The following is a 22,022-nucleotide window of genomic DNA, read 5'->3' on the forward strand; positions in this document are numbered from 1 at the left end:
GGGCCGCGCGGGCGCGTGTGCGTGTGCCTGTCCGTACACGTGCGTCGGCCAACTGGCCCTCGAAGCACGCGACCCGGCCCTCGCCGGCGTCACCGCGACCCGATCATTCGCCCGGCCCCCGTCGGACCGGGCAGCACCCGGCGCTCGGCCAAGGTCCTCAGCGCGTCACGGAAGGTCACCTCGGTGTCGTAGACCTGGGTGAAGCCCGCCTGTTTGACCTTGACCGTACTCACCAGCGCCGGCGGGGGCATGGTCGTCAGGCCGTGTCCGAAGGTGTAGTCGGCGTACTGGTGCGACCGGCCGAGGACGTCGAGCAGCGAGAGCGGGCGGAGCCGGTGTTTCGCGACGATGTCCTCCCAGACGCCGGCCAGTCGGGGAAGCTCGTCGGCCAGGCTCATCGGGCGGGGTTCGGCGGGCGCCACCCCCGTCGCGTCGGCCAGGGCCGGCCAGAGTTCGTGCCAGGAGAACACCTCCCCGTTCGTGAGGTTGAAGTGCTCGCCCCGGGCCGCGGGCGAGGTCGCAGCCCACACCAGCGCGCCCGCCACCAACCGCGCGTCCACGACCTGGCGTACCGGATGGATCGTGCCCCCGGGGAAGCCGAACGGCATCCCTGTCGCGGCACTGAGCGCGGCGAACACACCGATCACCGGCGGCATGCAGTAGGAGGCCCCGTACGCCGGTCCCACCACCTGGACCGGCCGGAGAATGGTCCAGTCGAACGCGTGGCGATCGGCCAGCTCCCGGAGCAGATCCTCCTGGTGCCAGTAGAAGTTCTCGTGGTCGTCACGCGGAGCCCGCTCGCGTGCCGGGATCGGGATCGGATGCAGATGGGCGCCGTACGCCTTCGTTCCTTGCAGCACGGTGGCGTGCCGCAGTCCGCCCGCGGCGGCAAGCGGCACGAGGACGTTGCCGAGCATCGCCCGGTTGGTCGCCATCTGCGCCGGGTCGGACCAGCCGGCGACCAGGTCCGGCTTCTCGTACGCCGCCGCGTAGACGAGGTGGGTCGGCCGTGGCGACAGCGCGGCAACGGCGTCCCGGGTCGCGACCGCATCCGTCAAGTCCACGGACACATGGTCGAATCGCACGGATCCGTCCACCTCGGGAGGGCGCCGCGAGAAGGCGGCCACGTCCCACCCTTCGGCGGTGAAGGCGGCGATCGCCGCCGTCCCTATGAGCCCGCTGGCTCCCGCCACCAGCACTCGTACCGCACTCATCCTGTCTCCTTCACGCCGGCTGGAGTCCCGCCGGATCCGACCGGTCGGGTTCTGAAAGCGATCCGGAGGCCGACACCCCGCCCGCACCGGTGATGACCTCGACCTCCTCCCGTGTCCCGTCGCCGGGACGGCGGGCCCGTATCGTCTGCGGCCCGACCGCCGGCGCGAGCAGCCGGTAGGAGAAGACCCGCCCCAGCAGGGCGCTTCCGCGCCTCCGGAGGTCCTCGGCCATCAGGACCGCCTGCAAGGGGCCGTGGATCACGAGGTGGTCGAAGCCCTCGCCGCGCGCGTGGTCGCGGTCGTAGTGGATCCGGTGGGCGTTGCAGGTGAGTGCCGAGAACCGGAACAGCACGACCGGATCGACCATGAGCACGGTCCCCGGGCCGGGGGCGCCGGGCTCTTCCGGCCCACCCGTGCAGGCGATCAGCGGGGTCCCGGCCGGCCGCCCGGGCCGATAGACGATCTCGTGGTCGTCCCGCACGGCCGGCTCGCCGTCCTGAACGTACTCGTGGCGCACCGTGACGAAGCGGAGGTGCCCGCTTCGCCCCTCCACCTCCCGCGAGGCGAGGATCCGGGAGGTCCGGGTGGCCTCCCGGCCGACGAGGAGCGGCCTGCGGTGCCACACCCGGCCGCCGGCGAACATGCGGCGCGCGCCGGCGGCGGGCGGTGTCGGCAGCCCGACCAGTGGGTGGCCGTCCGGCCCGATCAGGGCCTGCGGGACCACTTCGAGAAGCTGGGTGAGGTGCCACATGGGCGGGAGCAGGTCCGGCGACGCCGGCCGGACACCCAGGAGTCCGGCCAGCCCGTCGACGGCGTTGCGGCCAATGACATCTGTCCGGACCTGGCTGTCCCCACGACCCTCGGAATACGACGATGCCATCGGGCCGCCTGTCTCAGAAGGGAGGAAGCAGTTCGACACCCTGCGGAGCGCTCACGAAGTAGCGCTCGACCAGGCGTCGGGAGAGCTTCCAGACGCCCGAGCGGCGCTCGTAGACATCGTGGTAGGTGCAGCCCACCCAGCTGATCCTGCCGTCCGGGTGCACGCACAGGGCGAAGGCGTCGCTGCGGCCGGCCGCGCGATCGGGGTGCTCGAAGCGGGCGGTGTGGTTGGTGGTCCAGTGGTAGGTCTCCTTCCACACCTTCCCGATGACCTCCTGCGAGCGGCGGATCTCCTCGGTGCCGTGGAAGTCGCCGCGCCCGCCCGGGATGAGGTACTCGGCGTCGTCGTGCCAGATGCCCATGAACCGATCGAGGTCGCGGCGGTCGGTGCCCTCGCAGTAGCCGGCGATGATGTCCGCGAACGCGGCCCGGCTCTCCAGTTCGTCGATCTGCTGCTCGACGGAGCGGCTCTCGCTGCTGGTTGTCATGGGCTCAGACCCCGGCCCGTGGCTCGGTCCGGAACTTGTCGGGATAGTTGTCCGGCAGGTCCTCCTCGGCCAGCGGGACGATGTGGTGGTCGAGGACGTAGCGATCCTCGCCGGTGGCCTTGTCGTCCTGGTCGAACTCCCAGAAGACGACGGTCCGGGCCGACAGCACGTAGAAGCGGCTCGCGGGTGACGTGTCGTCGACGAAGCCCATCTTCCGGGCGACCTCTGCGGTCAGGATCTGCCGGAAGGTCCCCTCGGTGACGATGTCGTAGTCGCCGACCACCACGCGGGTCTTCTTCGACTCGATGACGTACGAGCCGTTGTTCACCATCTCGGTGTAGTTGGCGCGGACCTCGTCGATGCCCTTCGGCCCGGTGTCTCCCTTGACGTTTCCGAGGACGCCGTACTCGTGGTAGTTCGGGTCGTCCGACAGCGTCGGCAGGACCATGTCCAGATCCGCGAGCACCTCGCCCTTGGAGTGGTGGACGACCGTCTGGAGATGCTTGAGCTGCAGGGGCGTCCTGGCCTTGTGCATGTGCTCCTGGAAGCTGGTGTAAGTCAGCTCCGGCCTGAAGTCCTTCACTTTCCCTCCTCGGAAACACGGGACCGTCGTGTGACGGTCACGACAAAATTACCTAACCATGTAAACTAATCGCTGGATACGGCGCCTGCAAGAGCGTGCGGCGAATCAGTGCCGATGCACACAAACCCTCGGCGAAGCGACGAATCTCGGCATGACCCTGACAGATCGACCGGCGTGGGCACGTGGCGTCCGGAAGCTCGGCAGGCGCATACTTAACAGGGCGAACTTCATACGGCGAAGGCCCAGATTCGGGGTAGGAATGACCACGACCACCAGCGGCTCCATCGACGGCGTCAAGCACGAGCACGCCATCCGGCGCGAGGATCTGACGCGTCTGCGGATGACGCTCGGTCGCCTCGGACGCGTCCTGCGGCAGCAGAACGACGAAGGTCTGAGCTACGCCCTCATCTCGCTGCTGTTCAACATCGGCCGCAACCAGCCCGTGTCCGCCGGCGAACTCGCGGCATCGGAGGGGGTCTCCCCGCCGTCCGTGACCCGCTCGCTCAACCGTCTCATCGAGCTCGGTTACGTCTCACGCAGCCCGGACCCCGCCGACCGCCGGGCCGCTCTGATCGAACTGACCCCCAGCGGTGCCCGCGAGCGTGAGCAGGTGCTGAAGAGCCGCGAGGTCTGGCTCGAAGAGCACCTCGGACGGCTCGACGACACCGAGCTGGAGAGCCTGCTCACCGCGCTGCCGGCCCTTGAGCGGCTCTGCGACCCGGAGCTTCCGCGACTGCCCTGACGGCCCCGGATCGCGGGGCCGTTGGGCCGTGGGGCACCGGTCAGCGGATCTCGACATCCTGGCGTGAGCGGGCCAGGGCCTCCTCGGCGCCCGTATGACGCACCTCCCGAAGGAAGTTGAACTCGCCGGGCTGGAAGTGGATGTTGCTCAGCGAGGCGCCGACGACGGTGGTCGCCGCGAACGACAGCCCGACACCGAGCTTCTCCAACGAGGCGAAGACCGCGTACTTCTCGGTGACGATGCCGTCCCGCATGATCGACGCACACATCGCGGCGAGTTCAGTCGCCCCGTGCGGGGCGTCCTCGGCGACGCGGTCGACCAGGCCGTAGTCGAGCGCGGTCGGGGCCGACCAGGCGACGTTGCAGTACATGAGTTCCTTGGCGCGCTTGAGCCCGACCGTGGCGAACAGCAGCGACATGTCGCCGTCCACCCCGATGTTGTGCCACCGGGGGGAGCCGAAGGTCGCGTCCTCGCCGGCGACCACCAGGTCCGCGCAGAGCACCAGATAGAGGCCGGTGTCCCAGCAACGGCCACGGGCCTCGACAACGGTCACCTTCCGGCAGTGCAGCAGGCGCTGGTAGAGACCCGTGCGTCCCCACCACGCGTCGTCCAGGGCGATCAGCCGCGCCCGTTGGCTCGGGTGCTTGCGGACCGATCCGCCGGGCGCGTCGACGTACTGGTCCCAGGCGTCGGCGGGATCCCAGCCGGCACACAGGTCGTCGCCCTCGCCTCGGATCACGACGACCTTCACTTCGTCGTCCCCGTCGACGTCCGCGAGATGGGCCGCGAACGCCGAGGCCATCGCACGGGTCATGAGGTTTCCCGTCGCGGGCCGCCGGACGGTGATGGTCGCGATGTGGTTCTCGTGGTCCTTGCTGAGCTCGACTCTTCCCTCGCTCACGTGCTCTCCTTCCTCGCTCACGCGCCCTCCTCGGTGAGACCGGACCCGACCGCCGCGCGGTGGATCGTGTAGTGGTCGGCCAGGTCGAACTCCCGGCCCACGCCGTGGGCGTCGTAGACGGCCTGCTGGAGCATCTTCGACATCGTCAGGCCGTCCAGCGGCATGCCGAGCACCGCGGCGGTCATCCGCTCGACCTCCGCCTGGAGCCGGGCGGCCGGGACGACCCTGTTGACCAGCCCGATCCGCCCGGCGGTGGGGGCGTCGTGGACGGTTCCCCGGAGCAACCACGACTTGGCCCGGTTGAGCCGGACCGTGAGCGCGGCGAGTACGAAGTTCGACTCGGGCACATCGAGGAAGGGCGAGCCGAACACGGCGTCCTCACTCGCCACGGCCAGGTCGGTGCACAACAGGAGTGCGCTGCCCGCCCCGTGGCATTCCCCGCGGACTTCGGCGACCACGACCTTCTTCGCGAAGCAGGTCGCCTGGTACACCGCGGTCGACGCGGCGAAGGCGCGGTGCCAGGTGGTCGGTGCCTCGGCCACGGACGGGAAGCCGGTCGGCACCGCCGGCGCGAAGTCGGGTCCGGTGGCACGCAGCACGATCGCCTTGACGTGATCGTGGTCCGACGCCTCGACGACGGCTCCGGCGAGTTCGTCGGCGAAGGCGGGATCGTGTGACGTCAGCGGGGCGAAGCTCACCGCCTCGATGTACGCCCGGCCGTCGGCCACACGCAGGTCGACCGCACTCATGAGGTCACCCCCGCGCGGGGATCCGCCGCGCCCTTGCGCTTCTTGTCTGCGTCGAGAGCGCCACCGACGCCGACCTCCTTGGCGGTCTTCCAGAAATCCATCTCGTCCGGCCCCGATTGCAGGAAGTGCGACACCAACAGCCCCGTGATCGAGGGGACACCGGTGTCCATCACGCCCTCCGCGGCGCGCAGTCTCGACTTCAGATACAGCAGATGGCCGGGCGGACGGGCAGCCATGCCGGCCGCGATCGCCTGGGTGGTCCCGGCGAGCCCGGAGGCCGGTACGACGGTGTCGACAAGGCCGAGATGCCGCGCCTCGGTCCCGCTCATCGGCATCGCGGTGAACCCGGTGCGCCGGGCGGCCTTCATGCCCAGGATCCGGTTGATGTGCACGCTGGCGACGGCGCCGGCCGGGCCCAGGAACCGGGCCTCCAGTGCGCCGATCCGCGTGTCCTCGGCGGCCGTCACCACATCGGCCTTGCACGCGATCATGAAGTAGGCCGCCGCCGCGCAGTAGCCGTGCAGCTGTGCGACCGTGATCTTCGGCGAGCGGGAGATCGCCTGGCTGAACCCCAGCCGGCCCCAGGCCATGTCGGCGCCGTACCGGTATCCGACCGTCAGCGTGCGGCGTCGTTCGTGCGGTCGTTTCTGGCCCCACTGCTCATTGATCTCGTTGCCGCTGCAGAACGACTTTCCGTTGCCGCGTATCACGATGACCCGGACCCGCGGGTCATCTCCGGCCCGTGCCATCAGCTCGATGATGCGATCACGCATCGGGACGCTCATGGCATTGTGCTTCTCGGGGCGATTCAGCGTCAGATACGCGATGCCCGACGCCGTGTCCACTTCGAACAGCACCTGTTCGGCCGCGGCGGCGATGCTCTCCGGAGTTCCGTACTTCACGCCTTGCCCACCTCCTCCGCTTCTCGCGGTGAGTCCGGCGGTTCGGGCGCGGGCTGCGCCTGTTCGACCACACCGTCGGCCACGAGTTCATCGATCCGGTCCTGGGGGACGCCGAGGTGCGTGAGCAACTCGCGGGTGTCGGCGCCGAGTTCGGGGGTCCAGTCGCCGACCCGTGCGGGGGTGGCGCTGAGCAGGAACGGGTTGCCGACGGTGCGGACGGTCCCCCATGTCGCGTCCGGCTGCTCGACGACGAAGCCGTTCGCCAGGACGTCGGGCTCCCGTGCCGCCTCGACGAAAGTGTTGACGGGAGCCACCGGTACGCCGTTGTCCCGCATCCGCTGGACCCAGGTGTCCCGGTCGGCGGTCAGGAACGTCTCTTCGAGGATCGGTTCCAGGACGTCGCGGTGCCGCTCACGGAGCCTGCTCTTCGCGAACCGCGGATCATCGCGCAGGTCGAGCCTGTCGAGGGCCGTGGTCAGCCCGTTCCACACCTTGGCGTCCGTGGCGCCGATGACGATCCAGCGGTCGTCCTCGCAGCGGAACGCGCCCGAGGTCGACGTCACGCGGCCCTGTGTCCGTTTCACTTCGTCGCCGTGGAGGGCGATGGTGACCTCGGCGGTGTGCATGGCCAGGCAGGAGCCGACGAGCGAGCCGTCCACCCGCTGGCCGCGTCCGGTCCTCTCCTTGGCCAGCAGCGCGGTCAGGATGCCCGTGGCGAGGAAGACGGCGCCCGCCGAGTCCGCCATTCCGCGACTGGCCAGCCGGGGTGTCCCGTCCGGGGTGCGTACGAAGTCCGAGAGGCCCGAGACGGCCTGCGCGACCATGTCGAACATCGGCTCATCGGCGCGTGGACCCAGTGGACCGTAGCCCGCCGCCGCGGCATAGATGAGCTGGGTGTTCTCCTCGCGCAGGGTGTCGTAGCCGAGGCCCAGTCTCTCCATGACGCCGAGCCGGAAGTTCTCCACGACGACATCGCATTCGCGCGCGAGGGCTTTCACGATGTCCCTGCCCGCCGGGGTCGTGATGTCGACGGCGATGGACTTCTTGCCACGGTTGAGGCCCGTGAAGAAGCCGGCGTACCCGTCCGGCGCCTGGCGCAGTCGCCGGTCCCACTCGCCGCCGGGCCGCTCCACTTTGACGACCTCCGCGCCGAGGTCGGCGAGGATACGAGTCGCGTAGGGGCCCTGGAGGAAGCGGGTCAGGTCGAGGACCTTGATTCCGTCGAGTGCGCCTGCCGCCGCTTCGGGGTCGCTCATGCGTCCTCCTTCATGGTGGTCGTGACGAGCACGTCGAGCGCCTCGACGCGACTGCCGTTGATACGGAGGGGGTTGACCTCCAGGGTGTCCAGTCGTGGTCCGACGGAGAGGGCGGCCCGGCTGATCGCCACGATGGCCTCGCTCAGTGCGTCGATGTCGGCGGCCCGGCTTCCGCGCGCGCCGCGCAGCAGGGCGGCGCCCTTGAGCTCTTCGAGCATCCGGCGCACCTCGCGGGCGTCGACGGGCAGCACCCGCAGGCTGGTGTCCTTCAGAACCTCCACCCAGATGCCCCCGAGGCCCACGGCCAGCACCGGCCCGAAGGTCGGGTCCACCGTGATGCCGACCAGGAGTTCCTGGCCGGGCTCCCGCATCGGCGAGACGAGCACGCCGCGCAGATCGGCGTCGGGGACATGACGGGTCACCGTCGCCACGATCGAGTCGTACGCCGCCGCCGCGTCCTCGGCGCCTTCGACGCCGAGGACGACCCCGCCGACGTCGGACTTGTGCGCGATGGCCCGCGAACAGATCTTCATCGCCACCGGTCCACCGAGCCGCACCGCCTCGGCCGCGGCCTCGGCCGGGGAGTTGACGAGGCCGGCCGGGACGACGGGGACACCGGCCGCCGCGAGCAGGGCCCGGCCCTCGTCCTCGGCCCAGGTCCGGGCACTCGGGCCCGCGGCGACCGGGACAGCCTGCACCTGCCGATCGGTGTGCGCCAGGAGTGAGTTCCGCTGCTCGACCCACCGGACGACATGACCGAGGGACGTGACCGCGAGGTCGACGCCGGGGAGCAGGAACAGCTTGTTCTCGGAGAGCAGTGACAGGGCGTACGGCGAGACGTCCAGGCAGGTGTTGGACGAGAGGAAGACCGGCACCGGTGCCGCGGCCACGATCTCGCCGACGATCTTCATCCGGCTTTCGATGAACGTAGGGTCCGCCGGGCGCTCGTCCGGCAGCGGCGTCATCATCGAGAACATGAAGTCGATCCCGTCGTCGCCGACGGCGATCTCCATCAGGTCGTCCTCGGCCTTCGTCGGACGCGGTCTCGCTCGCGCGTGGCCGAAGCCGGTGGTGTCGAGAGGGTTGAGGATCGAGGCGAACTCGGGGAGGTGCGCGGCCAGTTCGGCGCTGGTGTCGTCCTGCCAGGCGGGCAGGGCAAGGCTGTTGACCGAGGCGAGGTCGGCGATGATGTTGCAGCCGCCGCCCGACGAGGTCACGACGCCCATGCGCCGGCCCTCCGGGAGGCGCGGGCTGTAGCCGAACACCCCGGCGGTCGCGACCAGTTCCTCGACGCTTTCGACGCGGACCATGCCCGCCTGCCGGAACACCGCGTCGACCACGGCGTCGTCGGTGGCCATCGCGCCGGTGTGCGCCATGGCCGAGCGCATGCCTTCTTCGCTTCGCCCGGCCTTGTAGACCACGATCGGCTTGCCGGCCCGCAGAGCCTTCGCGCCGAGCTCGAAGAGGCGGTCCGGCTCGCGCACGGTCTCCAGGAACAGTGCGACACTGCGGGTGTTCTCGTCCTCGATCAGATAGTCCAGGACGTCGAGGCTGGTCAGCACGGCCGAGTTGCCCACCGACGCCCACAACGTCGAGCCCACGCCGTGTGCCTGCGCGAACTGGTACGTCGCCCGCGCCATCGAGCCGCTCTCGAACACGGCGCCGACGGGACCCGCCACGGGCGCGGACTCGGTGGCCACCGCCCAAGGAGCCACACCGCCAACCGCGTTGATGAATCCGATGGTGTTCGGACCCATGATCGTCAGATCGAGTTCGACCGCGCTCTCCGCCAGCCGGCGCTGCCGATCACGTCCGTCGGCGCCGGTCTCCCCGTATCCGGAGGCGAGGACGACGGCGTTCTTGATGCCGGCGGCAGCGGCGTCCCGGAGTATGGAGTCGACGCGGTTCGGGCCCACCATGATGTAGGCCAGGTCGACGCGCTCGCCGAGGTCGCGCAGGGTCGGGACGGTCGGCTTCCCGAAGATCTCGTCGTACTTGGGGTGGACGAAGCGCACGTCCTTCACCCCGCCGCCGAGCGCCAGGGCGTTGAGGAGATTCCGCGCCCAGCTGGAGCTTGGGGATGCCCCCACGACCGCGATGCTGCGGGCGCCGAAGAAGCGGCGCAGCCGGACCGGCTCGACGATCGAGCGTCGTGCCGCGTAGTCAACGGTGAGCATGGAGCGTGACTCCTCGAACCTCGGGCGATTTATTTAGCTACGCAAAGTATTCTACATGTCTGACCGCCGGGCAAGTACCGGACCGGTTCCCGATGCCCTCGGCCGCGGTCACCTCCGCGGGTGACCAGGGGCTTCCGGGCGGACCGGGCTAGCCGAAGTAGGCGGTGTTGAGCTCGGCCCCCTGGAGCGTGGCCGGTGTCCCGGTGGCGGCGATCCGTCCGTCGCGGAGCACGATCATCCGCTCGGCGGCTCTCGCCAGGCGATCGCTGTTCTGCTCGACGACCAGCATCGAGATGCCCTCGGCCCGGAGCGACCGCAGGGACGAGTAGATCTTCTCGACCACCACGGGTGCGAGACCCAGTGACGGCTCGTCAAGGAGCAGGAGTCTGGGCCGCTGCGTGATCGCGCGGGCCAGTGAGAGCATCTGCTGCTCTCCGCCGGACAGCAGGCCGGCGAGCTGTGTGCGCCGTTCGGCCAGAATCGGGAACAGCTCGTACACCAGGTCCTGCACTTCCGCGAGCCGGCGTCGCACGGCACGCCGGCTCAGCCGCATCGCGGAGATCTGGAGGTTCTCCTCGACCGTGAGCGGGCGCAGTACGCGATGCCCTTCGGGGAGGATCACGATCCCCTTGCGGACGGCGGCGGCGGTCGACAACCCGTTCACGCGCTCGCCCCGGAACAGGACCTCTCCCGACCTCGGCCTGAGTCCTCCACTGAGGGCCCGCATCAGGGTCGTCTTCCCCGCGCCGTTCATCCCGACCAGGCCGAGCAGTTCGCCCTCGTCAAGAGTGAAGGACACATCATGAAGGACGGTCCGGTGGTCGCCGTAACCGACCCTCAGATCGCGTACGTCGAGAAGCGGCGCGTTCATCCGGGAACCCCCAAGTAGGCTGAGATGACCTCTTGTTGCGCGAAAACCTCTTTGGGCGGGCCTTCGGCGATGACCTGGCCGTGGTCCAGGACGTAGACGCGGTCACACGCGCTGGTGATGAGAGGCAGGTTGTGGTCGACCAGGACCACACCGAGGTCGCGGGCACCGAGCGCGCGAACGGTCGCGGCGATTTCCGCGCGTTCGAACTCGGTCAGTCCGGCACCCGGCTCGTCGAGCAGCAGGAACGCCGGGTCGAGCATCAGGTTCCGGGCGATCTCGACCAGCCGGAGCACGCCGTACGGCTGGTCTCCGGCCAGGCTCTGCGCGCGGTCGGCCAGGGCGAGGCCGGTGAGCAGTGTCATCGCCCGTTCACGGCCGGCGAGCGCTTGCCTGCGGGCGGCCGGGCTCAGCAACGACTGACGGAACCACCCGACCTTTCCGATGCCGTCTCCGGCGAGCATGACGTTCTCCAGCAGGGTCAGTTCGGGGATCACCTTCGGGCTCTGGAATGTCCGGCCGATCCCGGACCGCACGAGATTCTGCGGTGGTACGCCGAGGATCTCGTCGTCGCCGAGGCGGACGGAGCCCGTCGCCCGGACGTCCCCGGTGATCGCGTTGAGGAGCGTGGTCTTGCCGGCACCGTTGGGGCCTATGAGCCCGATGACCTCACCGGTGGCGAAGGAGATCGAGACGTCGTCGACCGCCGTGTTGCCGCCGAAGGCGACCGACACACCGCGCACTTCGACCCGCAGGTCCCGGTGTACGGCCTTGACGGAGTCCGCGAGGTAGCGCGTCACGGTCCCGGTCGCGTCACCACCGCCGTCACCGGTGCCGCCACCGCCCGGATCCGCCGGCTCCAGGGCGTCGGCGGTCCCCGCCGGGTCCGGTCCCCTTCGCCGGACGATCCACTTCATGAGGCTGTCCAGCCAGCCGGCGATACCTCCGCTGGCGATGACGACGAGCACCAGAATGCCCACGCCGTAGACCAGGTCCTGCGCTTGGCTGGTGGCCAGCGAGAGCTCGTCCATCACCAGGATGGCGACGACACCGAAGACAGGACCGAGGAAGTAGCCGCCGCCACCGAGGATCGCGGCGAGCAGCAGAGCGACCAAGCGCGTGAAGCTGAAGGTATCGAGGTCGATCACCAGCTGGAAGTGCGCGAAGAGGACGCCGGCCAGCCCGGCGAGCGCACCTGAGAGCGCGAAGGCGACGAGCCGGGTCGAGTCGGGCGAGACGCCCACCGCGGCGAGGACTCGGGGTCCCTCGCGCAGCGCGGTCAGCTTGCGCCGCATCGCCGAGTGGTGGATGCGCAGGACCAACTCGTAGGTGAGCCAGGCGAAGAAGGCGGCGAGCCAGTAGTACGGCAGGAGGCCGCCGGTGAACTCGTAACCGAAGAGCGTGGGCAGCGGAACGGCGTAGATGCCGATCGTGCCGCCGCTGAACTTCTCCCAGTTCACCATGATCTCGGCGAGGGCGAGCGCGAACGCGAGCGTCTGGATGGCGAGGAACAGTTCGTTGAGGCCCCTCGTCGGTACGGCCACCAGAACGGACAACGCGGTGGTGACCGCGACGGAGATCAACAGGGCCGGCCAGAAGGGCAGTCCGAACTGGACCTCGAGGTAGACGCTCGTGAACGCGCCGGCGCCGTAGGTGATGACGATCGAGAGGTTGAAGATGCCCGCGTAGCCGTAGACGATGTTGAACGCCGCCGTGAGGATGTAGGCGATGACCCCGGCGGACGCCAGATGGACGTAGTAGTCGTTGCCACTGGCGACCAGCCCGATGACCACCAGTACCAGTGGCCCGGCCACGTGTTTGGCCCAGGCCGAGGTCAGTGCGCGGCGGGGTCCGCCGGCCTTCCGCGGGGCGCCGGTCACCTCGGGGCGAGCGGCCTTGTCCAATCCGATGATGCTCATACGCGCTCAGCCGTTCCGCGGAAGGTGAACAGCCCTGTCGGCCGCACGAGCAGCACCAGGGACAGGATCACGAAGAGTGAGGTCAAGTGGTAACTGGCGGCGATGTGCTGGTCGGTGAACGTCATCACGAAGCCCGCCACGACGGCACCGCCCACCGCGCCGAAGAGACTCCCGAGGCCGCCGATGACGGCGCCGACGAGAGTCAGGACGAGGAGGGTCGGCGCTACGTCGACCGAGACGCTGCCGAGAGAGGCCTGGAACATGCCCCCGATGACCAGGCAGACGCCCGAGACGACCCAGGCGAGCAGTTCGAACCGCACCGTGCGGACGCCGTAGACCTGCGCCAGCTCATGGTCGAAGGAGACGGCGGAGAGGTTGTGCCCGATGAGCGTTCTGTCGAACAGGAACCACATCACGAGCAGGAGCAGGAGCGACAGGCCGATGACCAACAGCCGCTGCCTGGACGTTTCGTAGCCGCCGATCGAGACCGACCCGTGGATCCAGGGCTGCACGATCGAGGGCTCCCCTCCGAACCATGTCCGGGTCAGGAAGCTGAGGAGCAGGCCGAAGCCGAGCGTGGCGAGGGTGAGGCCGATGACCGGCGCCCCTTTCCGCTGCGCGGGAACGATCGCGATGGCGTAGCAGAGAGCGCCCAGAACGCCGCCGGCCATGATCGTGAGAAGGACGCCGGCCGCGCCGCTGCCCGCTCCCCACGAGGCGCACGCCGCGCCGGCGAAGACACAGAAGTTCCCCGCGCCGAAGTTGACGACTCCGCTCACGCGGAACACCAGACTGACCGCCAGGACCAGCGGAATCAGCACCGCTGCCTGGGACAGGCCGGTCACGACCAGCGAGATCATTACGCACTCCCTTGTGCTTCGGGATCGGCCGGAACCAGAATCTTTCACGTGGCTAACTGATGTGAGACTGAGGTCGCGCGTCACCCGTGTCAAGGGTTTGGGGGAACCTTCCGCATCGGCCGACGCCGACACTGCCAGATTTACTTAGCGTGGTGTAGCGTTCGTCACCCGATCACAGAGAGGGCCCTCGTATGACCACCGAGCCGCTGCTTCGCCTCTACCACACCGGCATCATCGCGGACAGCCTCGACAACGCGATGGCGGCCATGGGCGATGCCCTGCGCCTCGACTGGGCGCCGCCGTTGACCTCCACGGTGCCGCTGGAATGCCCGGACGGCATCGTCGGGCGTGAGGTCCGGTTCACCTACTCGCTCCAGGGCCCGCACTTCATCGAACTGCTGGAGCAGATCGACCCGGCTCCCTATCTCAATGTGACGGGCGGACGGCGGGTCCACCATCTCGGCTACTACACCGACGACCTGCGCGCCGCGGCGGCGATGCTCGAAGCCAAGGGATACCGGCGCGAGTTGAACGGCGTCGACGAGGACGGCGGTATCGGCCGCGCCACCTTCCACTACAACCCCGAGTCGCCCGGCATGTGGATCGAGCTCGTCTCGCACGAGGTTGCCGAACAGATCGACGGCTGGATCGCCGACGCGGCCGCGGCCAAGAACATCCCGTACCTCTCCCCGTTCGCATGAGCGGGCCGCTGGCCGGCCTTCACGTCCTCGACCTGTCGACGTACGTCGCCGGCCCGTCGGCGACGATGACGCTCGCCCAACTCGGCGCGGACGTCGTACGGGTGGATCCCGCCGGCGGGGCGACGGACACCCGGCGGCTCCCGCGCGCCGCGGACGGCACCAGCCTGTACTGGGCCGGACTGAACAAGGGCAAGCGCTCGGTCGAGGTGGATCTGAGGTCGGAGTCGGGACGCGATGTGGTCCGCTCGCTCCTGGCCGCCCCCGGGAGCGGCCACGGTCTGCTGGTCACCAACGCGGTCGGACAGTCGTGGCTCGACTACGAGGAACTCAGGCGGGTCAGACCCGACGTCATCGTCGCCCACGTCAGGGGCCGCCGCGACGGGCGTCCGGCCGTCGACTACACGATCAACTCGGAGGTGGGCCTGCCGTGGCTGACCGGACCGACGGACAGCTCGCTCCCGGTCAACCATGTCCTGCCGGCCTGGGACCTGCTCGCCGGCCTGCACGTCGCCCTGGCTCTGGTCGCGGCGCACTCCGAGCGCGTCGCCACAGGCCGAGGCCGGCTCGTCGAGGTCAACCTCGCGGACGTCGCCGCCGCGACCATGGCGCACCTGGGCTTCGTCGCCGACGCGGTGGTGAACGGGGCAGGACGGCTCCGCGACGGCAACTACCTCTACGGCAGCTACGGTTGCGACTTCGCGACCGGTGACGGCCGGAGGGTCATGGTGGTCGCCCTGACAGCTCGTCACTGGAACAAGCTCGTCGGGCTGACGGGGACACGTACCGTTCTGGAGAGCCTTCAGCTGACGCTCGGCGTGGACTTCGGCGAGGAAGCGGCGCGATACGAGCACCGGGACCTGATCTCGGCGATCCTCGCCCCCTGGTTCTCCGCGCACACCCACGCCGAAGCCGTCGCGGCACTCGACGCCGGCCACGTCCTGTGGGGCGACTACCGGACCGTCGGCGAGTTCGTGAACGATCCGCTCGTGAGCGCCAATGACCTCTTCCATCAGGTGGATCAGCCAGGTGTGGGGTCCTTTCCGGTTCCGGGTCCGGTCGCTCGATCAGCCGGCTGGGGGCCGGACAGGCCCGGCCCAGCGCCTCGACTCGGCGCCGACAACGACACGGTCGTCAGCGAGTGGTTGCGGACGGAGGGCCGGCAGGCATGAGTACGGAGCGGCTTTTCCTCACCTTCACGCACCTTCGTGACGCGACCCGGCACGCCGAGTACAACGCATGGCACCAGCTCGACCATCTGCCGGAGAACAAGCTGCTTCCCGGCGTCGCCTGGGGGGACCGCTGGGTCCGCACCCCTCGGTGCGCGGCGGCCGGTCATGTGGGTGACATCGCGTACGAGCCGGTCCAGTACGCCGTCGCCTACGGCTTCCGTTCCCCGCTGGAGCCGGCGCTGCGGGACTGGACCGAGCTCAATCAGAGAGCGCTCTGGTGGGGGCGGCGTCCCGAACTGGCCTGGACGGAGCGACGACCGGCCGGCTTCTTCCACCCGGTCAAGGAGTACGCGGCTGCCCGCGTACTCGTCGCGGCGGCGGCACTGCCGCACAGACCGCATCGCGGCATCCACCTCACGCTGTCCAGAACGGCCTCCCCCTCCGTACCCGCCGGCGCCTCCCACTTCGAGGCCCTCGACCGGGAGTTGATCCCGGCGGTACTGACGCTTCCGGGGGTCGCGGGTGCGGCGACGTACCGGTTCGCCGAGGGGGCCGGTGGACTCGGGTCGCCGGCCCCGGGCGCCGACAGGGACCTGACGGTTCGGATCCTGTATCTCGACGGCGACGTCCTGGAGACGAGCTCTCTCATCGAGAATGAGCGGCCGGACTGGATCGGGCGCTCCAGCGCGCCCGGCGACGCCGAGCACGTCCTGCTCAGCACTCCGCTGCTGTCGATCCGCCCCTGGGAGTGGGACTGGTTCGACCGCGGGGCCTGATCCGGGAGAAGGGTCCTGAGCCGTGTCGTCAACGTCCCGTCCGGCTCACGACGCCCGGCTCGGTACACAGCAGCTGACGACGACCGAGGCCGCGCACGTGGCGGAACAGGCGAGCGCGGCCCAGGTAAGCCCGGTCGTCGTCGCCTCTCCCGCCGGGCCGGCGGTCGCACCGATCAGGGCCGCGGTGACCGCACTGCCCACCGCCCCGCCGACGGCCCGCAGGAGGATGTTGACGCTCGTGGCACTGCCTGTCTCCCCCGGCTCGACCGAATCGACGATGAGTCCGGGCAGCGTGCCGAACGTCGCCCCCGCGCCGCAGGACGTCAGGACGACCGATGCCAGCAGCAGCGACAGGCGCCCATCGACCCCGATCAGCATCAGCGGCCCGAGCGCGCCCGCGACACCCCCGGCCGCCAGCGCGATCCGCCGGCCCCACATTCTCGCCATCGCCGTCGCGGTCCTGCTGCTCAGGTAGTTGCAGATCGCGATCGGGACCATCACCACACCGATCGCGCTGAGGCTGAGCCCCACGCCGAACTGGCTGCTTCGGGGGGCGAGACCGACACGGGTGATGAGGACCGGGGTGCTGTACAGGCTCACTCCCATGAGCAGGCCGGTGAGGTGTGCCGCGAGCACATCGCGCCGGGCGAACAGCCTCAGCTCCACCAACGGATGTGCCGCGCGGAGTTCGAGCCGGACCCACAGGAGCAGGAGGACGAGGGCGACTCCCCCGAGAACCAGCACTCCGGCGCTCGACCAGCCCCACGAGTTGCCTTGGCTGATGGCCAGCAGCGCGCACACCGTGGCGGCGATCAGAACGATCGCGCCGGGCACGTCCAGTCGCGGCTTGCCGTCCACCGGCACCACCGCCGGCAGGCCGCCGGCCACCGCGAGGGTGACGAGCAGCGCGAGCGAGGTGGCACCGCCGTAGGCCGCCCGCGGACCGAAATGCTCCGCCACGTACGTCGTGAGCGGGTACGCCGCCCCGGCGCCGAGCGCCGTCGTGATCGACAGGAGCGCGACCAGCCGCGTCATCGCCGGACCGGTGAACAGATCTCGGGCACATGCGATGGTCATCGCCACCAGGGCCACCGCGACGCCCTGGAGCGCACGTCCGGTCAGGAAGACCCCGAACCCTGTCCCGACGGCGGAGATCGCGCAGCCAAGGGTGACGAGGGCGCAGACAACGATCATCGCGGGCCTGCGCCGGCGCCCGTCCGCGAGCCGGCCGAGCAGCGGCGTCAGTGTGGCGCCGACGAGCAGGGTGATGGTGTACGACCACTGGGATGCCTCGGTGCCGACACCGAAGGTCTGCTGGACCTGCGGTACCAGCGGCGCGCCGAGGGTGACGACCGCCGCCGAGACCAGGGCAGTGCTGACCAGGAGTGCCGACAGGGCCCGGCCGCGCATCCCCGGCGCCGGTACCCGATCGCTCAGAGGGTCACCGTCAGCCTGTCCACCGACCGCATCTTCAAGCCTGCCCACTCGGGCTCGAACCCGTCGGCCAGACGCATGTCGGGGAACCGGTCGAGCAGCACGTTCGATGCCATCTCCAGCTCCGATTTCGCCAGCATCGCGCCCAGGCAGAAGTGCCGCCCGGAACCGAAGGCGAACGTGTCACCGGCCGCCGTGAAGGTCTTCGCGTGGTCGAGGTCACCGCGGTGGAAGTCGAAGGTGTCCGGGTCGGCGAACCGCTCCTCGTCACGGTTCGCCGATGCCATGAGCAGCATCACCAGGGAGCCGGCGGGCAGCCGCCTGCCCTGGATCTCGACATCCTGGGTAATCTTGCGGCCGTTCATCTGGGAGGGCGGGCTGATCCGGAGGGTCTCACTGATCGCGGGAATGAGCTGGGAGCGATCGTCCCGCACCTCCTCGAACAGCTCGCGCTCCCGCAGGAGATACGCCAGCATGCTGGCCAGAGCCTTGCCCGTGGTCTCCGAACCGGCGTTGAGCAACTGCGTGACATGGGTGAGGATCTCAAGGTCCGCCAGGCGCTCGCCGTCGATCTCGGCGGTGATCAGCCCGGAGATGAGGTCGTCACCGAGGTTCGAACGACGGTCTTCGACCACGGGGGCGAGGTACTCCCACAGTTCCCTGGTCGCCCGGCGACCGCGTTCGTCGATCTCCGGGTCGCGGGCGAGATTGCCGAGGAAGGCGACGTGACGGCTGTACCAGTCGAAGAACCGGTCGTAGTCGCTGTGCGGCAGCCCGAGCATGTCGGTGATCACATAGACCGGGAGGTAGTAGCCGAAGTCGGCCAGGAGGTCGACGGTGTCGCCCGGCCGGAAGCCACGCGTGATGTGCTCGGACGCCGACGCGACGGAGCGGTCCAGGATCGTCGCGACATTGCGCGCGATGACCGGCGCCCACTTCTGGAGGCCCTTGCCACGGAAGTACGGGGTGACCAGAGCCTTCTTGCGGCTGTGTTCCGCGCCGTCCATCTGAAGCATCGAGCGGCCGAACACGGGCTGCAGGCTGACCTCGTAGTTCTGGGTGGAGAACAGCGGGTTGCGGTAGGCGGATCCGACGTCGGCGTGCTTGCTGATCAGATAGCCCTGGTAGCCGTCGTCCCAGTGCACCGGGTCCTCGGCCCGCAGCCGGCGGTAGAAGGCGTCGGGATCGGCCGCGACCTCCGGCGAGAGGAATCCGGGTAGCGTCTGAGCTGCGGTGTTGGTCATCGCGACGTCGCCTCCTGCGCGATCTCGTCCAGTCGGTATCCAGGGGTGCCCCCGGTGAGGGGCATGACGGTCAGCGAGAGGCCGCCGTCGACGGGCAGATCGACGCCGGTGATGTGCCCGGCGCGCGGACCGGCGAGAAAGACCACCGCCTGGGCGATGTCCTCGGCGCGTCCGATCTTCCGCATGGGCGAGACCGCTTCGCGGTAGCGCCGGTTCGCCTTCGCGGCGGCGTCCTCCGGGTCGCCGAAGGACCCGCGGGTGAGGCCGGTGTCCGTCGGGCCTGGCGAGACGCAGTTGGCACGGATCCCGTAGCGGCCCCATTCGACCGCCATCTGCTGGATCATCACCCGGAGAGCCGCCTTGCTGGCGCTGTACATCCCCAGGGGCGGGGTCGGATGGGTGGCGGAGATCGAGGCCGTGGCGACGATGGAACCGCGCGAGTCACGCAGCGCCGGGAAGGCCGCCCGCGCCAGCAGGAAGGTCGCCCGGGTGTTGACGTCGAACGTCCGCTGATAGGCGTCGAGGCTGAGATCCTCGATCGCGCCGACGGAACTGATCCCGGCGTTGCTCACGAGAGCGTCGAGACCGCCGAAGGCCGAGACGGCTTCTTCCACCGCCTCGCCGACCGCCGGCGGATCGCTCAGGTCGACGGCCACTGGCAGGCAGTCGGCCCCTGTCCCCCGTAGCTCCGAGGCGAGCGACCGGATGGAATCGGCGTCGCGGTCCAGCAGTGCCAGCCGCACCTGCCCGGCTCCGTCACTCCCGGCCGCCCGCGCGGCCAGCGTCGCCACCGCGTGCCCGATCCCACTGCCCGCACCCGTGATGACGTATCGCACCGGAACCTCCAGATTCATTCATTTAGCTATGTGAAATAACACGATAGAAGTGAGGCCCCCCACCGTCAAGGGACATGCTCAGCCCATGAGCCGGATCGGCATGGCGAGGGGAGTCCGCAGCGAACGGCCGCCCCAGCGGAGGTCGGCCTCGACCAGTCTCGCGCCGGGAAACCCGCGTACGACGGCGCCGAACAGCGCCGTCGCCTCCATTCGCGCCAGACCGGCCCCCAGACAGAAGTGCGGTCCGAGGCCGAGCGAGACATGCGCGCGACTGTCCGGGCGCTCGATGTCCAGCTCGTCCGCGCGCCCGAAGACGGCGGGGTCCCGGTTGGCCGCGGCGAGAACACCGATGACCGTGTCACCGGCCTCGACCGGCACGCTGTCGATCTCCCGGCTCTCCTTCGCGACGTACGGAAGGAAGTGCGCCGGCGTGACGAATCGGAGCAGTTCCTCGACCGCGGCCGGGACCCGCTCCGGTTCCGCGACGAGCCTGTCCCACTGATCCGGGTGGCGCAGCAGCTCAAGAAGGCCGATGGCCAGCAGATTGCTGGTCGTCTCGTGACCGGCGAAGATCATCAGTGCCACCATGGCCATCGCCTCCTCGTGGGAGACCGCGCCGCTCTTCTCCGAATCCAGGAGCGCGGCCACGAGGCCCGTCTCGGAGCCGCTCGCCCGCTGGCGCGCGACGAGCACGTCGATATAGGCCATCAGCTGCCGATAGGCCTCGTCGGCCTCGATCGCCGCCCTTTCGGAGTCTGCGTTGAACTTGTTCTCAGCGATCTTCTGGGCCCATGAGTGGACCATGTCGAGGTCGTCGATCGGGATACCCAGGAGATCACCGAGAACCTGGAGAGGGAGTGAGTAGGCGAACTTCTTGAAGTCGGCCTCACCGCCGCCCGCCGCGAGTGAGGCCAGATTACGGTCGACCCGTTCGGTCACCTTGCTCTGCATCTCGCGAGCCAGGCTGCGCGCCGAGAACGGCGGCTGGACGGCCTTGCGCACACGTGGGTGGTCCGGCGGATCCATCCGTACCAGCTGATGGAACTCCTGGTCGAGAACACGGCCGAAGGCGGCACCCCCATGAGGGCTGAACTCCCGCGTCGCACGCTCGTAGCGGGCGGAGGTCTTCGTCCCCTGACGGCTGTAGAGAATGTTGTTGTCCCCCAGCAGCTCCCGCACCTGCTCGTGCCGGCTCAGAATCACCACATCCCCCTTCTTCCACACGGGGATCTCGTCGCGGAGCCGGTTCCAGATGGGATAGGGATCCGCGAGCCTCTCGCCGTCTCCGGCCAGCAGCGCGGTCACGTCATCCCGCAGAGCGTTCATGCCTGCACCTCCACTACGAGCTTGCCGACGACGCGACCGGTGAGCAGATCGGCGAATGCCGAACCCGCGGCGGCCCAGCCGGATGCCAGGTGAATCTCCTGGTCGAGCGCTCCCGACGCGATCATGTCCGCGAGCGCACGGCGCGCGTCGGCGTTCTCCGCGGCGAAGTCGGCGGCCCGGAAACCCTGGACGGTCAGCGAACGGGTCACCAGCCGGAACCAGTTGTCCAGGGGCAGCGGCGGGATCACCGCAGCGCCGATGCCGGACATCTGCCCGCACAGGGCGACGCGGCCGAGCGGTCGAAGCCGCTCGACGAGCCGTGCGGAAGCCTCGCCCCACACATTGTCGAAGACCGCGTGCAGACCGTCGGGCGCCAGGCGGTCGATCTCGGCCTGCCAGTCCTCGCGACGGTGGTCGACAGCGGGGATGCCGAGTCGGTCAAGGCCGTCCACCTTCTCCGGGCCACCCACGAGGCCGATGACATCGGCGCCGCTCGCTGCGATGAGCTGTGCGGCGACCTGGCCCACCCCGCCGAAGGCGCCCGTGACCACGATCTTCTCGCCCGTACGCGGGCGGAGCACCCGCGTCACGCCGAAGTAGGCCGTCAGGCCGGTCAGTCCGAGCAGACCGACGGCGTGATGAAGGGCCACGCCGTCCGGAGCGTCGTACCGCTCGGCAGCGGTGGCCGGGACGCACACCTTCGTGGCCCAGGCGCCCGGCGCGATCACGGTGTCGCCCACGGCGAATCCGTCAGCGCGGGACTCCACCACGGTGCCGACGATGCCCGCGGGCGGGACGAAGCCGGAGCTCTCCGACCGGAGACGGATCCGCTGCGAAGGATCCAGGGAGGCGTACCGAACGTCGACGACGATCTCGCCGTCCGCCGCGCCCGGCAACCGCCGCTCGACCACCTCGAACGAACCGGCGGTGATCGGATCCGCGCCGTCATGGGTGAGCCGGGCTTCGTATGTGGTGGCCGACGCCGCCATGGGGTCCCC

General features: G+C 69.5%; 21 protein-coding genes. 4 read left to right on the forward strand and 17 right to left on the reverse strand.

Annotated elements, in window-relative coordinates; genetic code table 11:
* Positions 1-89: 89 nt before the first annotated feature.
* The 4 genes from OIE74_RS04920 to OIE74_RS04935 are packed head-to-tail and all read right to left on the reverse strand — an operon-like array spanning position 90 to position 3,164.
* Positions 90-1,214: an NAD-dependent epimerase/dehydratase family protein gene (locus OIE74_RS04920; protein WP_329378780.1), complete on the reverse strand. Its 1,125-nt coding sequence runs from the start codon at positions 1,212-1,214 to the stop codon at positions 90-92.
* Between the two features lie 10 nt (positions 1,215-1,224).
* Complete coding sequence (locus OIE74_RS04925) at positions 1,225-2,094, reverse strand: FAS1-like dehydratase domain-containing protein (protein WP_329378781.1); 870 nt, start codon at positions 2,092-2,094, stop codon at positions 1,225-1,227.
* A 13-nt stretch (positions 2,095-2,107) separates the two neighbouring features.
* Positions 2,108-2,581, reverse strand: a complete 474-nt coding sequence (locus tag OIE74_RS04930) for a nuclear transport factor 2 family protein (protein WP_329378783.1) — start codon at positions 2,579-2,581, stop codon at positions 2,108-2,110.
* 4 nt (positions 2,582-2,585) lie between these two features.
* Positions 2,586-3,164, reverse strand: coding sequence for a hypothetical protein (locus OIE74_RS04935; protein ID WP_329378785.1), 579 nt, complete (start codon positions 3,162-3,164; stop codon positions 2,586-2,588).
* Between the two features lie 259 nt (positions 3,165-3,423).
* Here OIE74_RS04935 and OIE74_RS04940 point away from each other — a divergent pair, with 259 nt between their 5' ends.
* The gene (locus OIE74_RS04940; RefSeq protein ID WP_329378787.1) at positions 3,424-3,906 is read left to right on the forward strand and encodes a MarR family winged helix-turn-helix transcriptional regulator; all 483 of its coding nucleotides are present in this window, start codon (positions 3,424-3,426) and stop codon (positions 3,904-3,906) included.
* Between the two features lie 40 nt (positions 3,907-3,946).
* On the opposite strand, the gene OIE74_RS04945 is transcribed toward OIE74_RS04940, so the two are convergent.
* The 8 genes from OIE74_RS04945 to OIE74_RS04980 all read right to left on the reverse strand — a co-directional run bounded on the left by OIE74_RS04945 (position 3,947) and on the right by OIE74_RS04980 (position 13,538).
* Positions 3,947-4,807, reverse strand: coding sequence for an enoyl-CoA hydratase/isomerase family protein (locus tag OIE74_RS04945; RefSeq protein WP_329378789.1), 861 nt, complete (start codon positions 4,805-4,807; stop codon positions 3,947-3,949).
* A gap of 17 nt (positions 4,808-4,824) precedes the next feature.
* Complete coding sequence (locus tag OIE74_RS04950; RefSeq protein WP_329378791.1) at positions 4,825-5,556, reverse strand: enoyl-CoA hydratase/isomerase family protein; 732 nt, start codon at positions 5,554-5,556, stop codon at positions 4,825-4,827.
* Positions 5,553-6,458: an enoyl-CoA hydratase/isomerase family protein gene (locus OIE74_RS04955; protein WP_329378793.1), complete on the reverse strand. Its 906-nt coding sequence runs from the start codon at positions 6,456-6,458 to the stop codon at positions 5,553-5,555. The genes OIE74_RS04950 and OIE74_RS04955 overlap by 4 nt, the downstream gene beginning before the upstream one ends.
* Positions 6,455-7,714: a CaiB/BaiF CoA transferase family protein gene (locus OIE74_RS04960; protein WP_329378795.1), complete on the reverse strand. Its 1,260-nt coding sequence runs from the start codon at positions 7,712-7,714 to the stop codon at positions 6,455-6,457. Before OIE74_RS04960 ends, OIE74_RS04955 begins: the two co-directional genes overlap by 4 nt.
* Positions 7,711-9,891 (reverse strand): acetate--CoA ligase family protein, encoded by a 2,181-nt coding sequence (locus OIE74_RS04965; protein WP_329378797.1) that lies wholly within the window; start codon positions 9,889-9,891, stop codon positions 7,711-7,713. The genes OIE74_RS04960 and OIE74_RS04965 overlap by 4 nt, the downstream gene beginning before the upstream one ends.
* Before the next feature lie 148 nt (positions 9,892-10,039).
* Positions 10,040-10,762 carry an ABC transporter ATP-binding protein gene (locus OIE74_RS04970; RefSeq protein WP_329378799.1) on the reverse strand — a complete coding sequence of 241 codons (723 nt, stop codon included), beginning with the start codon at positions 10,760-10,762 and terminating at the stop codon, positions 10,040-10,042.
* Complete coding sequence (locus OIE74_RS04975; RefSeq protein WP_329378801.1) at positions 10,759-12,678, reverse strand: branched-chain amino acid ABC transporter ATP-binding protein/permease; 1,920 nt, start codon at positions 12,676-12,678, stop codon at positions 10,759-10,761. Before OIE74_RS04975 ends, OIE74_RS04970 begins: the two co-directional genes overlap by 4 nt.
* The gene (locus OIE74_RS04980; protein ID WP_329378803.1) at positions 12,675-13,538 is read right to left on the reverse strand and encodes a branched-chain amino acid ABC transporter permease; all 864 of its coding nucleotides are present in this window, start codon (positions 13,536-13,538) and stop codon (positions 12,675-12,677) included. Before OIE74_RS04980 ends, OIE74_RS04975 begins: the two co-directional genes overlap by 4 nt.
* A 191-nt stretch (positions 13,539-13,729) precedes the next feature.
* Between OIE74_RS04980 and OIE74_RS04985 the strand changes: the two genes are divergently transcribed.
* From OIE74_RS04985 to OIE74_RS04995, 3 genes are read left to right on the forward strand one after another with little or no spacing between them, the layout of a single operon-like run.
* Positions 13,730-14,239 (forward strand): VOC family protein, encoded by a 510-nt coding sequence (locus OIE74_RS04985; protein WP_329378805.1) that lies wholly within the window; start codon positions 13,730-13,732, stop codon positions 14,237-14,239.
* Complete coding sequence (locus OIE74_RS04990; RefSeq protein WP_329378807.1) at positions 14,236-15,408, forward strand: CoA transferase; 1,173 nt, start codon at positions 14,236-14,238, stop codon at positions 15,406-15,408. The genes OIE74_RS04985 and OIE74_RS04990 overlap by 4 nt, the downstream gene beginning before the upstream one ends.
* Positions 15,405-16,184: a hypothetical protein gene (locus OIE74_RS04995; protein ID WP_329378809.1), complete on the forward strand. Its 780-nt coding sequence runs from the start codon at positions 15,405-15,407 to the stop codon at positions 16,182-16,184. Before OIE74_RS04990 ends, OIE74_RS04995 begins: the two co-directional genes overlap by 4 nt.
* Before the next feature lie 45 nt (positions 16,185-16,229).
* On the opposite strand, the gene OIE74_RS05000 is transcribed toward OIE74_RS04995, so the two are convergent.
* Genes OIE74_RS05000 through OIE74_RS05020 form a run of 5 tightly spaced genes read right to left on the reverse strand, consistent with a single transcriptional unit; the run spans position 16,230 to position 22,013 of the window.
* Complete coding sequence (locus OIE74_RS05000) at positions 16,230-17,594, reverse strand: MFS transporter (protein ID WP_329378811.1); 1,365 nt, start codon at positions 17,592-17,594, stop codon at positions 16,230-16,232.
* 23 nt (positions 17,595-17,617) lie between these two features.
* Complete coding sequence (locus tag OIE74_RS05005) at positions 17,618-18,862, reverse strand: cytochrome P450 (protein ID WP_329378813.1); 1,245 nt, start codon at positions 18,860-18,862, stop codon at positions 17,618-17,620.
* The gene (locus tag OIE74_RS05010; RefSeq protein ID WP_329378815.1) at positions 18,859-19,716 is read right to left on the reverse strand and encodes an SDR family NAD(P)-dependent oxidoreductase; all 858 of its coding nucleotides are present in this window, start codon (positions 19,714-19,716) and stop codon (positions 18,859-18,861) included. Before OIE74_RS05010 ends, OIE74_RS05005 begins: the two co-directional genes overlap by 4 nt.
* Before the next feature lie 60 nt (positions 19,717-19,776).
* The gene (locus OIE74_RS05015) at positions 19,777-21,024 is read right to left on the reverse strand and encodes a cytochrome P450 (protein ID WP_329378817.1); all 1,248 of its coding nucleotides are present in this window, start codon (positions 21,022-21,024) and stop codon (positions 19,777-19,779) included.
* Positions 21,021-22,013, reverse strand: coding sequence for an NADP-dependent oxidoreductase (locus tag OIE74_RS05020; protein ID WP_329378819.1), 993 nt, complete (start codon positions 22,011-22,013; stop codon positions 21,021-21,023). Before OIE74_RS05020 ends, OIE74_RS05015 begins: the two co-directional genes overlap by 4 nt.
* Positions 22,014-22,022 lie beyond the last annotated feature (9 nt).

It is taken from the genome of Streptomyces sp. NBC_01716 (assembly GCF_036248275.1).
In the GTDB taxonomy this organism is placed as follows: domain Bacteria; phylum Actinomycetota; class Actinomycetes; order Streptomycetales; family Streptomycetaceae; genus Streptomyces.